Raw genomic sequence first — 12968 nt, 5'->3', positions numbered from 1 at the left:
CGTTGTTACGAACTTAAAACTCTCTATCCACTAAGACCTCCTTAATGAAGTCAAACGAAGAAAGAATATCGGCCTTCCCGTCACGGATCGCAACACAATGCTCGAAGTGAGCCGAGGGCTTACCTGTCTTTGTGCGGACAGTCCAGCCATCGTTGCGATCAAAGATGACGTTCTTCGATCCCATATTCACCATAGGCTCGATGCAGATACACATACCAGAGCGTAGCTCGGCACCTGTACCACGACGCCCATAGTTTGGTACGCCAGGCTCCTCATGCATCTCCTTACCTATCCCATGTCCCTCTAGCTCACGAACGATATGGTAACCTCGTGCCTCGCAGTACTGTTGCACAGCGAAGCTAATATCACCAACACGTTTGCCTGCCATCGCTTGCTCTATACCTGTATAAAGCGACTCCTTCGTCGTACGAAGAAGGGCGAGCACCTCTGGAGCAACCTCACCTACAGCAAACGTGTAAGCCGAGTCTCCAGTAAAGCCTGCGAGCTTGGTACCACAGTCTACGGAAACAATATCTCCGTCACATAGTACGACCTTCGAGGAAGGGATGCCATGCACCACATGATCATTTACAGAGGTGCATAGGCTACCAGGGAAACCATTATAGCCTAGGAAAGCTGGTGTAGCTCCATTATCTCTAATGAACTCCTCCGCACGCTTATCCAGCTGCAGTGTGGAGACACCTGGAGCAATGATTTTAGCTACTTCAGCCAGAGTACGCCCAACCAACAGGTTGGCCGCACGCATGAGTTCGATCTCTTCGTCTGTCTTCAGATAAATCATCTTAGTAGGCAGCTACAGAGCCTGTACGCCCCTTAATCCGACCACTCTTCAGCAGGCCATCGTAATGGCGCATGAGTAGGTGGCTTTCGATCTGCTGTAGGGTATCAAGTACCACCCCAACAAGGATCAAGAGAGACGTCCCACCGAAGAACTGAGCAAACTCCCCAGAGATACCAATGATACGAGCGAAGGCAGGCATGATGGCCACGATCGCCAGGAAGAATGCCCCAGGCAGGGTAATTCTATCCATGATTGTATCAAGGTAGTCCTTCGTTGCCTTACCAGGCTTTACACCAGGGATGAACCCATTGTTTCGCTTCAGGTCGTTAGCCATCTGCGTTGGGTTAATCGTAATAGCGGTGTAGAAGTAGGTGAAGAGCAGGATGAGAATCGCAAAGACGAGGTTGTACCAGATACCCGTATTATCAGAAAATGCTTGGATGAAAGCACTGGGCTTATCTCCCTGCATCCATGATAGGATTGAGATAGGTACCATCATGATTGTCTGTGCGAAGATGATTGGCATCACGTTAGCAGCGTTCACCTTGAGAGGTATATACTGACGAGCACCACCATACTGCTTATTTCCGACGACACGCTTAGCATACTGCACGGGGACACGACGCGTACCCTGCACAAGCAGAATAGCACCAGCCATCACAAGTAGCAGGAAGACAAGCTCAAAGAGAAGCCATACGAGCCCCCCTGCACCTACGGCAGTACGAGCTCCCCACTCAGCAGTAAGAGCCACTGGGAGACGAGCAATGATCCCGATCATAATGATCAAGGAAACACCATTACCCAGCCCCTTGTCTGTGATACGTTCGCCGAGCCAAAGGACAAACATACTACCAGCAGCCATCACGATAATGGCGTAGATGTCGAACCAAAGACCCGAGGGTAGAGATCCCCCTACCTGAGCGAGCTGTCGGTTGAGGTTCACCAGATAGGCAGAGCCTTGCACGAGGAGTAGCACGACCGTTAGGTAACGTGTCCATTGATCGATCTTACGTCGTCCGCTCTCACCCTCCTGCTGTAGCTTCTGGATAGAAGGCACAGCGATAGCAGCCAGCTGCATCACGATGGAGGCGGAGATATAAGGCATGATCCCCATGGCAAAGATCGAGGCGTTAGAGAACGCCCCCCCAGAGAACATATCTAGAAGAGCCATAAGACCCTCACTCGTCTGCTTGTGGAGAGAGTCCAACTGCGTTGGGTCAATCCCAGGGATGACGATGAACGAGCCTAGGCGATAGATAAGTACGAAAAACAAGGTGGTGAGGATGCGCTGACGCAGCTCCTCAACCTTCCAAATGTTTTTCAGTGTCTCTATAAAGCGCATAGCTACTAGAGTTTTACAGCACTACCCCCCTGAGCGATGATAGCTGCTTCAGCCGACTTAGAGAAAGCGTTAGCTTCCACTTCGAGCTTCAGGCTAAGCGTCCCATTGCCGAGGATCTTAACGAGATCATTCTTACCGATGAGACCGGCCTCGATGAGGTCTGCCTTGGTGATACGGCTTAGGCTCTTAGCCTCTGCTAGCGTCTGGAGCGTAGAGAGGTTTACTGGAGCATATTCTACTCGATTGATATTCTTAAAACCGAACTTCGGTAGGCGACGCTGGATAGGCATCTGACCTCCTTCGAAGCCGATCTTCTTGGAGTAACCAGAGCGGCTCTTAGCCCCCTTGTGACCACGCGTAGAAGTACCCCCGAGACCGGAACCAGGACCACGACCGATGCGCTTACGCGTCTTGACTGAGCCCGCTGCGGGCTTCAAACTTGATAAATCCATTTCTCTGTCTTTCGTTTGTGTAGGGTTATATTTACTCTACGATGCGTACAAGGTGCTTAACGGCATTGATCATCCCACGGATCTGGGGTGTGTCGTTATGCTCGACGATCTGATTTAGCTTCTTCAGGCCTAGGGCTTGTAGCGTTAGCTTCTGCACCTTAGGGCATTTGATCTGACTGCGTACTTGCTGGATCTTTATCTGTGCCATTTGTACTTCCGATTCTTTACCTAATATATGATGCTAGACTAACCCTTGAAGACCTTTTCGACAGACACGCCACGGTTACGAGCCACCATGAGAGGTGAGCGCATCTCTGCGAGAGCAGCGATGGTAGCCTTGACGAGGTTGTGTGGGTTAGAGGAACCCTTGCTCTTAGCGAGCACGTCATGCACGCCTACGCTCTCTAGCACGGCACGCATAGCACCCCCAGCCTTCACCCCGGTACCAGCAGATGCAGGCTTGAGGAAGACACGAGCGCCACCGAAACGAGCGGTCTGTTCGTGAGGGATGGTACCCTTATGGACAGGAATTGTGATTAGGTTCTTCTTTGCAGCTTCTGTACCCTTGGTGATAGCAGCTGATACTTCACCAGCCTTACCAAGACCCCAGCCGATACGTCCATTTTCGTCTCCGACGACGACGATAGCAGCGAAGGTGAATGTACGACCACCCTTTGTCACCTTAGTGACACGATTGATAGCTACGAGACGTTCAACGAGCTTATCCTTACCCTCAAACTCTCTAGCTGACTTGGAGCGATTATCTGACATTGCGATACAAGATTAAAAGTTGAGACCTGCGGCACGAGCTGCATCAGCCAGCTCCTTCACGCGGCCGTGATAGAGATAGCCGTTACGGTCGAATACTACTGTCGAGACGCCAGCGGCTTGTGCAGCCTTTGCGACCTCAGTCCCTACGAGAGCGGCGATTTCCTTCTTTGTCCCCTCTGCGTTGAGCTTGAGGGAGGAGGCACTAGCTAGCGTAACGCCTGCTACGTCATCAATCACCTGTGCGTAGATTTGCTTATTGCTTCGGAATACAGTCAGGCGTGGGCGCTCTGCCGTACCGCTGATCTTGGCACGTACACGCGTCTTGATCTTCTGTCTTCTTATTTCTTTGTTTGGCATGATTGCTTTATACGTGTTTTAAGCGGTTACTTACCTGCGCTCTTACCAGACTTACGACGGACGACTTCTCCTTCGAAGCGAATACCCTTACCCTTGTAAGGCTCTGGCATACGGAAGGAGCGAATCTTCGAGCACACCTGACCGAGGAGCTGCTTATCAGCACTGGTGAGGATGATCAGAGGGTTCTTGTTACGCTCTGTCTTCGTCTCTACCTGGATCTCCTTGGGGAGCTGAAGATAGATGTTGTGTGTGAAGCCGAGGCTCAGCTCAAGCAGCTGACCCTGATTGGATGCACGATAACCGACACCCACGAGCTCAAGAGTCTTGGTGAAGCCCTCGGATACACCTACGATCATATTATGGATAAGCGCACGATAGAGCCCGTGGAGCGAGCGATCTTGACGCTCGTCACTGCTACGGCTTACTACGACGTGATCACCCTCTACGGCTACAGCGATGCGAGCATCGAAAGCCTGTGTTAGCTCACCCTTGGAGCCTTTGACTGTGACGACCTGATCCTTAACGGAGACGGTGACGCCTGCTGGGATGCTTACGGGAAGCTTTCCTATTCTTGACATAGTATATACCTCCTTCTTTTAGTAGATGTAACATAGCACTTCGCCACCCACCTTGAGCTGCGAAGCCTCCTTATCGGTCATAACACCTCGTGAAGTAGAGAGGATAGCGATACCGAGACCGTTGAGTACGCGGGGCATCTCACGATAGCCCACATACTTACGAAGACCTGGGCGAGAGACACGCTTAAGAGCCTTGAGGGCGTTCACACGTCCCGTACGGTCATACTTCAGCGCGACCTTGATTGTACCCTGAGGACCATCTTCGACGAACTTAAAGTTGAGGATGTACCCCTTGTCGAAGAGGATCTTCGTGATCTCTTTCTTTAGATTCGACGCTGGGATCTCGACCACTCTGTGGCCAGCCTTCACTGCATTACGCAGGCGCGTCAGATAATCTGCAATAGGATCTGTCATTAATGTTGAGAATTAAATTGATCTGGACGACCCAGACAATATTTAAACATACTTCTTTGTTGCTCCTTGATGTGAGACACAGCACCTTACGGCATAGTTGTCCGCACAAAAAGCACGCAAATTTACGAACTATTTTTCAAACCTGCAACTATCACAGCCACACGCATATCGTATCAACTCCACGAACCCTTTTATCCCACCTCTCCCCCATCCTCTATCCCACCCCTTATCCCTGCCCCACTATACACCACAAATTCAGACACAAATACCTATACACCAACTCCTTAACTCGACACACCAATCAAGTTACCACAACTCACCTTGATACATTATTATATAGCACACTCATTTCGCATACACCACCTCCCCACATACACCACACACCCTCAACCCACGAGCTCCACACGTCATCCGCAAAACCAAGAAAGTTTTTCACCCCCTCACACCAAAGAGAAAAATCCGCTACATACAGGAGAAAAAAAATCAGACTACACGGATCAGAAGGAGCCACATATCACACAAGGCAATAACACACTGAAAACAAGTGAAATACAAAACCACCCCAGCGCACCTCTATGAGTTACCACAACTCGCCTCTACGACTTACCATAACTCGCTCAAACGACTTACCACAACTCTTCACAACGACTTACCATAACTCGTCACAGAGAGTTATGGTAACTCATTACCCCCTCTCACAAAGCCCCCTATTTAGGGCTTTTGTGGACGGCATATCTTTCTTCCCCCGAGCTTCTTCCCCCAAGGTCAATTCACTCAAACTCATGACACAGAGCAAATAGGGTAACGAGATACACCAAGCCGTCTAGACAATAACCCAAGTAAACGTCCAATCAGGAGCAGAGGCAAAAGAGGAGAGCCAACGGGTGGAGGTAGAGAATGCTTATGGGCATAAAATTCAGTACCTTTGTGTGGTTTCGTGTGCCTTGTCGCCTCAGAGCAGTGCGAGCCAAGCACACGACACATCGTGTTTCTCCGTAGGTAAATGAAGCAAGAGGCTTAGATAAAACGCCCTTCTCCATACCGATATAATATATAGGTGAGTGGATAGCGTTCCCTCACCACCACAACGAGACATCCAATGGACTACAAGACCACAACGGCGAACATGGGCTGCTGTGCTATGACTCCCGGTGGTTGCGAAGGCTGTAGTAGGAACCCTATGAGTACCTACGATTGGCTGAGCGACATACCAGAGTCCTTACAGAGCTCAGATCTCGTCGAAGTGCAATTCAAGAATACCCGCAAGGGATACTATATAAACAGCGAAAAGATTGACCTATACAAGGGAGACATTGTCGCTGTAGGCTCCGTCATAGGTCACGACATAGGGGAGGTAACCCTAACAGGGAAGATGGCAGAGCTGGCCATGAAGAGCCATCGCTACCACCCCGATAAAGGCGAGTGGATGCACGTATATCGTGTCGCCAAGCCTAGCGATCTAGAGCGCTGGGAGGAAGCTAAGAAGCGCGAAGAGCCAACCATGATACAAGCTCGGCAGATAGCCGCAAACCTCGGTCTAGACATGAAGATCGGGGATGTGGAGTATCAGGGAGATGGTAACAAAGCTATTTTCTACTACATCGCAGACGGACGTGTAGACTTCCGACAGCTCATCCGTGTACTCGCCGACACCTTCCATGTACGCATCGAGATGAAGCAGATTGGCGCACGACAGGAGGCGGGACGTATAGGCGGGATTGGCCCTTGTGGGCAGGAGCTTTGTTGCTCCCGCTGGATGACGAACTTCTCCTCTGTGAGCACCAGCGCAGCCCGAGTACAAGATGTAACGATGAACCCTCAGAAGCTCACAGGCATGTGCGGTAAAATCAAGTGCTGTATGAACTTCGAGGTAAACGCTTACGCAGAAGCCCAACGAAGCCTCCCCGACCGCGAGGTAGTACTTGAGACACAGTCTGGGAGCTACTACCACTTCAAGACCGACCACTTCCAGCGACAGATTACTTACAGCACCGTACGCAATGCTCCGGTGCACCTAGTAACCATCTCGGCAGAGCGGGCCTTTGAGGTCATCGCACAAAACAAGAAGGGAGAACGCCCGGAGCAACTAGAGGTCACCAAGGACGGACACGACAGCGCAGACTCACGCGACATCCTCGCAGGCAACAGCCTGACTCGCTTCGACAACGGACGACGAGGGAAGAGAAGTGGAGATCGTACACGAAGAGGAGAGCCGAGACGTAGAGACGCTGCACCCACAGAGCGTACGGAGGGTCGCCCACAGGTACGACAGTTCCGTAGCCCACGCACCCGAAGAGAGGAGACTAAGGCTGAAGGGACGCCTACCGAAGAGAAACAGGGCGACAAGTAAAAGAAACAGGGTAGAGATGAGACGCATCCCTCGGCAAGTACATAGACTACTCCTTCTCTTACTATTCCTAACCCTAGCTATGGGCTGTCGGGGTGCGAGAGAGGAAGGGACGTACTATGCCTTCCAAGAGCTCACCGATGGTGTATGGAAGCAGAACATGGCAGTCCGCTTCCAACTCCTCTTCACCTCCAGAGCAAGCCTCCACCAGATACAGATTGCCCTACGCATGGATAATCGGATGGAGCAGATGAATCTGTCACTCAAGGCCGAGCTACAACGAAACGGATATACCTACTACACCGATACACTTCGCTTTCATCTAGCAGATCAACCCGAGCGATGGCTTCGTCCGGGTGTGCTTTTCCACGAGTACCAGGCAGGATTGGCACGAGCTTTGAAGATGCCTTATACTGGTCTCTTCGAGCTACGCCTTACCACCCTCGACGAACGCCCCCTCACGGGTATCACCGCCGTAGGACTAAGGATGAAGGAGCGACCCTAATCATAGTATTTGGTGATATATTAGCGAGTGCTCAGCTGTACATCTAGGCAAACGTCCCTAGGCTGACATGTATGAGTCTCACGAATCGACATAATGAGCAAAAAGAAGAAAACTGACGAAATGACAGCATCAGAGGAGCAACACTCGTTCCTCGCTATACCCGTATTGGCTAACTACGACGAAGGAGAGTCCTTTGGTCTCTCTAGCGAAGAGCTACCAGCGGAGCTACCTATCATTGCCCTACGCAACATAGCGATCTTCCCTGGCACGCTCGCCCCTATCCTCGTAGGACGAAAGAAGTCAATGGAGGTCATCCGTCAGGCAGAGAAGGAGAATAAATGCTTCGGCGTCGTGGCTCAACGAGAGGCGAAGGTCGAAGATCCTACCCTACAAGACCTCTATCCCATCGGTACGATTGTCGAGGTCACACAGATTATTGAGCTTCCCACAGGAGAGCTATCAGCAATCCTGCGTGGACGTCAGCGCTTCGAACTGAAGGAGCTTACCCAGACAGACCCCTACCTTATGGGACACTACACAACTCTCCCCGAGGAAGAGCGTGGCGAAACCTCTGATAAGGAATACGAAGCTCTGGTAAGTCTTATCCACGACAGGCTGATACAGCTACTGGAGAAACTTGCCCCCGGTGCACCCGCAGGGTTCATGGACACCATCAAGGGGATTAAGAATAAGGCTTACATCATCAACCTCGCCTCTTCGGTCGTGGATGTCCCCATAGAGCGCCGTCAGGAGTTCCTTGTGGCTGACACACTCAATCAGCGTGGTGTGCTGGTCCTCTCTGGCCTACATGGCCAGATTGAGGAGGCCGACATCCGTGATGAGATCCTACGTAAGACCCGTAAGGAGATGGATCAGCAGCAACGGGAGTACTTCCTGCAGCAGCAGATGCGCACCATCCAAGAAGAGCTGGGGACGAATAACAACAATGAGGAAGAGCTAGAGGAGCTACGTAAGCTAGGAGAGAGCAAGACTTGGAGTAAGTCTGTCGCAGCCGTCTTTGAAAAAGAGCTACGTAAGGCTGAGCGTCTTAATCCCCAGAGCCCCGACTACTCCATCCAAATGCAGTATCTACGCACCATCGTAGAGCTTCCCTGGGAGACATATAGCGTAGACAACTTCGATCTGAAGCAAGCGCAAGAGATACTAGACAGGGAGCACTACGGGCTAGAGCGTGTGAAGGAGCGTATCCTTGAGCACCTAGCTGTCCTGAAGCTCAAGGGCGACATGAAGTCCCCCATCCTATGTCTCTATGGCCCTCCAGGTGTAGGTAAGACTTCGCTCGGACGTAGCATAGCTGAGAGCCTAGGGCGTAAGTACGTGCGCATCTCTCTAGGTGGTGTACATGATGAGGCAGAGATAAGAGGTCATCGCCGTACCTATATAGGGGCGATGAGTGGGCGTATCATACAGAGCCTACAGAAGGCTGGCACATCCAACCCTGTTTTTGTCCTAGACGAGATTGACAAGCTCTCTAGTGACTACAAGGGAGACCCTGCCTCTGCTCTACTTGAAGTCCTCGACCCAGAGCAGAACACAACCTTCCACGACAACTACCTCGATATTGACTACGATCTATCGAAGGTGCTTTTCATCGCTACGGCCAACAACATATCCACTATTCCTCAAGCCCTACGTGACCGTATGGAGCTCATTGAGGTGACGGGCTACATCGCAGAGGAGAAGCTCAAGATCGCAGAGCAACACCTCCTCCCTAAGGAAGCTAAGGAGCATGGTCTCGGATCCTATCCCATACACTTTGCCCCTGGGGCTCTAGAGACAATCATAGAGGAGTATACCCGAGAGAGTGGAGTACGTGCCTTGACGAAGAAGATTGCCGCTGTACTGCGTAAGGTTGCTTGGGCAGTAGCCTCTGGAGATCCGCTCCCCGAGGAGATTACGCCAGAGCTTGTACACTCGTACCTAGGTAAGACCATCTATTCGAGGGATCGCTATCAAGGCAACGAGCATGCAGGTGTGGTGATTGGTCTGGCTTGGACTAGTGTGGGTGGTGAAATCCTCTTCATAGAGAGCAGCCTCCAATCTGGACAGAATGGCAAGCTCATCCTCACAGGTAGCCTCGGCGATGTGATGAAGGAATCCGCTACGATTGCTCTAAGCTATATCCGAGCTCATGCTGATGCGCTCGGTATCGACCTAGAGCAGCTCAAGGATCGAGAGATACACATCCATGTCCCCGAGGGTGCCATACCCAAGGATGGGCCCAGTGCAGGGATCACGATGGTCACCTCCCTTGTCTCTGCCATTACCCGTCGCAAGGTACGCCCTCATCTAGCTATGACGGGTGAGATCACACTCCGTGGGAAGGTCCTCCCCGTAGGTGGCATCAAGGAGAAGATACTCGCAGCTAAGCGTTCGGGGATAACGGATATTATCCTCTGCCGGGAGAATGAAAAGGACATCCTCGAGATCAACGAACGCTACCTCAGCGGACTCTCTTTCCACTACGTGGATGAGATTAGTGAAGTCCTTGCCTTCGCCCTACTTGATGAGCTAGCAGACGAAGTAAAGAAGTAACGAACTCTCCCCTTATGACAGAGCAAGCACAGCGTACAGAGCTACAGTGCAGAGCCGTACTGCAGTCGTGTAGGAGCCTCTTCGAGAAGAAGCTCCACGACTATGGTACGGCTTGGCGCATTCTCCGCCCTGAGTCCCTGACCGACCAGATATACATCAAGGCTGAGCGCATACGTAGCATCCAAGAGAAAGGGCAAGCACAGGTAAACGAAGGCATCGATAGTGAACTCATCGGCATCGTGAACTATGGCATCATCGGCATGATACAGCTCTCTCTCGGGGCAGTCAGTCACCCCGACCTCGACATCTCTGAGGCACTGACCCTCTATGACAAGTATGCCGAAGCTACCCTACAGCTTATGCTGGCTAAGAACCACGACTATGGAGAGGTCTGGCGAAACATGCGCCTCTCCTCGATGATCGACATCATACTCACTAAGATCTATCGCACCAAGCAGATCGAGGATAACCGTGGGCAGACCTTCGTCTCCGAGGGTATAGAGGCCAACTATATGGACATGGTAAACTACGCCCTCTTCTGCCTCGTACAGCTCGCCGAAAACGAACAGTGATTCACCTACGACATACTTGCGCAGAGATTGCGCGTGTACTTATTGGGCTTACCCTTGTCTTCTCTGGAGGGCTGAAGGCAGTAGACCCCATAGGCTCCGCCCTGAAGATTGGGGAGTACCTTGCTCCTATCCTTGATGAGCGATGGGCTTATAGTGCCACAGTTGCTCTAGGTCTCTCATTTCTGTTGTGCGCAGCAGAGTTCCTACTCGGAGCTTTCCTACTGATGGGGATCTATCGTCAGGTCTCAGCACGCCTGACGTTCGTCTTCCTACTTGGGATGACGCTCATCACGACCTACATCCTCATTGCGAACCCAATCAGCGACTGTGGTTGCTTCGGTGATGCCCTGCATCTGACGAACCTAGAGACGTTCCTAAAGAACCTCTTTCTCCTCCCCCTTTCCTTCCTTATACTGCGTGATGCCCGTTCGCTCCGTCATCTCTACTCACGTCGTGAGCGGTGGTTACCGGGTATCCTTGCAGTGGTTGGTATTATCTTCTTTATGGTGGAGAACTACCGACACTTACCACTCTTCGACTTCCGTCCCTATCGGGTAGGGACAGACCTACGCGAGGCAATCGCACGCGAAGACTCTACGATGCAGGCGAGTCTACTTGCCACGACTCGCTATATCTATGCAAAGGGAGGTCAGGAGCAAGCCTTCTCACCCTCTTCCCTCCCCGACAGCACATGGACGTTTATCCGAGTGCAGGAGGATCCCAAGCTTGCATCTTACCAAGCATTGTATGACTTTGCTCCCATGGATAGCATCGGGGGCTCTATGTCCTCTAAGCTACTGAATGACGAAGGGGTCACACTCCTCTTGCTTGCACCCCATTGGAGTAGGGCAAGCCAAGGCGCACTTGATGAAATCACGGAGCTCTACACCCAGAGTCGTTCTATGGGCTTCCACTTCTATGGGCTAACGGCCTCAACGGATGAAGAGATAGCTGCTTGGCGTTACCTCACAGGGGCAAGCTACCCCATGCTACGGATGGATGCCACACCTATCCGTACGATGATTCGCTCCTACCCTGGACTTGTCGTCCTACGCGATGGACGAATCATTGACAAGCGTAGCTATGTGGACCTCCCCGAGGTAGAGAGTGTAGGTCGCTACCTACATCAGCTAAGGGAGTCTGGCTACATCGCCCCACGACCTTCGCTGGCACGTACCTATCCCTTGCTCGCATGGGCTGCACTACTTATCCTCGGCTTCCTACGCTTTTGGGCACGGAAGCTCCACCTCACCCTCTATCTCAAGAGACGCATAAATTATCCATATAAACGAAAAAGATCAATGAGAAAAAACATTGTCGCTGGTAACTGGAAGATGAACAAGACCCTCCAGGAAGGCACATCGTTCATCGAAGAACTCAAGGCCACACTCTCTGGCAAGACACTGCACTGTGACGTCGTCATCGGTGCACCATTCATTCACCTAGCATCCATTGCACGCCTTGCCGAGGGTAGCCCCATTGGCATTGCGGCAGAGAACTGTGCAAACAAGGCCGAGGGAGCCTACACAGGTGAGGTATCTGCTGCCATGGTAGCCTCCACGGGTGCACGCTATGTCATCCTCGGGCACTCAGAGCGTAGGGCTTACTACGGAGAGGATAATACCATTCTCACCGAGAAGGTACGTCTGGCTCTGGAGAACGGTCTAACACCTATCTTCTGCATCGGTGAGGTGAAGGAAGAGCGTGAGGCTGGTAAGCACTTCCAGGTAGTGGAAGAGCAGCTCGCTGGCACACTCTTCGGGCTCTCCCCTGAAGACTTCAGCAAGGTTGTCCTCGCCTACGAGCCAGTCTGGGCCATCGGTACGGGTCTCACAGCTTCGTCTGAACAAGCACAGGAGATCCACGCACATATCCGTCACCTCATCGCCAAGAAGTTTGGAGCATCTATCGCTGACAACTGCACGATCCTCTATGGAGGTAGCTGCAACGCCAGCAATGCCAAGGAGCTCTTCGCTCAGCCTGACGTCGATGGTGGTCTGATCGGTGGAGCTTCGCTAAGCGTAGACAAGTTCCTCCCCATCATCGAGGCGTTCAACTAGCCTACACCTCGAGTCGAAAGACTCCTTCCATTCATCCCAGTAGAGGCTATGCACCTATGCCCTAGGTCGCATAGCCTCTACTTTTTATCCCCTAACGGCAACAGAAGGAAACCGACAGTGGGCACCCACTGCGACCCATGCTAGGGTCTCAGCGTCACCCTTGCAAGGGTTGTCCAAGACACCCATGCAAGGGTTTTCACGCCGTAGATACA

At 51.9% G+C, this 12968-nt stretch carries 13 protein-coding genes; 5 read left to right on the top strand and 8 right to left on the bottom strand.

Translation table 11 applies throughout. The features are described from left to right. Positions 1–13: 13 nt before the first annotated feature. From map to rpsH, 8 genes are read right to left on the bottom strand one after another with little or no spacing between them, the layout of a single operon-like run. The gene (gene map / locus HMPREF0636_RS01500; RefSeq protein ID WP_044168003.1) at positions 14–802 is read right to left on the bottom strand and encodes a type I methionyl aminopeptidase; all 789 of its coding nucleotides are present in this window, start codon (positions 800–802) and stop codon (positions 14–16) included. A gap of 1 nt (position 803) precedes the next feature. Beyond that, on the bottom strand, positions 804–2144 hold the full coding sequence (secY, locus tag HMPREF0636_RS01495; RefSeq protein ID WP_005468186.1) for a preprotein translocase subunit SecY: 1341 nt from the start codon (positions 2142–2144) through the stop codon (positions 804–806). Between the two features lie 5 nt (positions 2145–2149). Next, on the bottom strand, positions 2150–2596 hold the full coding sequence (rplO, locus tag HMPREF0636_RS01490; protein WP_005468185.1) for a 50S ribosomal protein L15: 447 nt from the start codon (positions 2594–2596) through the stop codon (positions 2150–2152). Positions 2597–2627: 31 nt separating this feature from the next. Beyond that, the gene (rpmD, locus tag HMPREF0636_RS01485) at positions 2628–2804 is read right to left on the bottom strand and encodes a 50S ribosomal protein L30 (protein WP_005468184.1); all 177 of its coding nucleotides are present in this window, start codon (positions 2802–2804) and stop codon (positions 2628–2630) included. 38 nt (positions 2805–2842) lie between these two features. Then, positions 2843–3367, bottom strand: a complete 525-nt coding sequence (gene rpsE / locus HMPREF0636_RS01480) for a 30S ribosomal protein S5 (RefSeq protein ID WP_005468183.1) — start codon at positions 3365–3367, stop codon at positions 2843–2845. Positions 3368–3379: 12 nt separating this feature from the next. Continuing rightward, positions 3380–3724: a 50S ribosomal protein L18 gene (gene rplR / locus HMPREF0636_RS01475; protein WP_005468182.1), complete on the bottom strand. Its 345-nt coding sequence runs from the start codon at positions 3722–3724 to the stop codon at positions 3380–3382. Positions 3725–3750: 26 nt separating this feature from the next. Next, complete coding sequence (rplF, locus tag HMPREF0636_RS01470) at positions 3751–4302, bottom strand: 50S ribosomal protein L6 (RefSeq protein ID WP_005468181.1); 552 nt, start codon at positions 4300–4302, stop codon at positions 3751–3753. An 18-nt stretch (positions 4303–4320) separates the two neighbouring features. Beyond that, positions 4321–4716 (bottom strand): 30S ribosomal protein S8, encoded by a 396-nt coding sequence (gene rpsH, locus HMPREF0636_RS01465; protein ID WP_005468179.1) that lies wholly within the window; start codon positions 4714–4716, stop codon positions 4321–4323. A gap of 1099 nt (positions 4717–5815) precedes the next feature. Between rpsH and HMPREF0636_RS01460 the strand changes: the two genes are divergently transcribed. From HMPREF0636_RS01460 to HMPREF0636_RS08330, 5 genes are all read left to right on the top strand, one after another. Next, the gene (locus HMPREF0636_RS01460; RefSeq protein ID WP_248616852.1) at positions 5816–7066 is read left to right on the top strand and encodes a PSP1 domain-containing protein; all 1251 of its coding nucleotides are present in this window, start codon (positions 5816–5818) and stop codon (positions 7064–7066) included. A gap of 16 nt (positions 7067–7082) precedes the next feature. Further along, positions 7083–7568 (top strand): gliding motility lipoprotein GldH family protein, encoded by a 486-nt coding sequence (locus HMPREF0636_RS01455; RefSeq protein WP_081748370.1) that lies wholly within the window; start codon positions 7083–7085, stop codon positions 7566–7568. A 120-nt stretch (positions 7569–7688) separates the two neighbouring features. Continuing rightward, a complete protein-coding gene (gene lon / locus HMPREF0636_RS01450) occupies positions 7689–10124 on the top strand; it encodes an endopeptidase La (protein WP_248616854.1) in 2436 nt (811 codons plus the stop codon). 14 nt (positions 10125–10138) lie between these two features. After that, the gene (locus HMPREF0636_RS01445; RefSeq protein ID WP_044167995.1) at positions 10139–10696 is read left to right on the top strand and encodes a DUF1599 domain-containing protein; all 558 of its coding nucleotides are present in this window, start codon (positions 10139–10141) and stop codon (positions 10694–10696) included. Then, a complete protein-coding gene (locus HMPREF0636_RS08330; RefSeq protein WP_081748369.1) occupies positions 10693–12756 on the top strand; it encodes a BT_3928 family protein in 2064 nt (687 codons plus the stop codon). Before HMPREF0636_RS01445 ends, HMPREF0636_RS08330 begins: the two co-directional genes overlap by 4 nt. Positions 12757–12968: the final 212 nt, after the last annotated feature.

The organism is Porphyromonas catoniae ATCC 51270, from assembly GCF_000565015.1.
Taxonomy (GTDB): Bacteria; Bacteroidota; Bacteroidia; order Bacteroidales; family Porphyromonadaceae; genus Porphyromonas; species Porphyromonas catoniae.
The sequence above is the reverse complement of the archived record's forward strand: the minus strand, read 5'-3'. Positions and strand labels throughout refer to the sequence as shown.

Coding starts and splice junctions, on each gene's coding strand:
- map (WP_044168003.1), bottom strand. CDS start 802: ATGATTTATCTGAAGACAGACGAAGAGATCGAACTCATGCGTGCGGCC.
- secY (WP_005468186.1), bottom strand. CDS start 2,144: ATGCGCTTTATAGAGACACTGAAAAACATTTGGAAGGTTGAGGAGCTG.
- rplO (WP_005468185.1), bottom strand. CDS start 2,596: ATGGATTTATCAAGTTTGAAGCCCGCAGCGGGCTCAGTCAAGACGCGT.
- rpmD (WP_005468184.1), bottom strand. CDS start 2,804: ATGGCACAGATAAAGATCCAGCAAGTACGCAGTCAGATCAAATGCCCT.
- rpsE (WP_005468183.1), bottom strand. CDS start 3,367: ATGTCAGATAATCGCTCCAAGTCAGCTAGAGAGTTTGAGGGTAAGGAT.
- rplR (WP_005468182.1), bottom strand. CDS start 3,724: ATGCCAAACAAAGAAATAAGAAGACAGAAGATCAAGACGCGTGTACGT.
- rplF (WP_005468181.1), bottom strand. CDS start 4,302: ATGTCAAGAATAGGAAAGCTTCCCGTAAGCATCCCAGCAGGCGTCACC.
- rpsH (WP_005468179.1), bottom strand. CDS start 4,716: ATGACAGATCCTATTGCAGATTATCTGACGCGCCTGCGTAATGCAGTG.
- HMPREF0636_RS01460 (WP_248616852.1), top strand. CDS start 5,816: ATGGACTACAAGACCACAACGGCGAACATGGGCTGCTGTGCTATGACT.
- HMPREF0636_RS01455 (WP_081748370.1), top strand. CDS start 7,083: ATGAGACGCATCCCTCGGCAAGTACATAGACTACTCCTTCTCTTACTA.
- lon (WP_248616854.1), top strand. CDS start 7,689: ATGACAGCATCAGAGGAGCAACACTCGTTCCTCGCTATACCCGTATTG.
- HMPREF0636_RS01445 (WP_044167995.1), top strand. CDS start 10,139: ATGACAGAGCAAGCACAGCGTACAGAGCTACAGTGCAGAGCCGTACTG.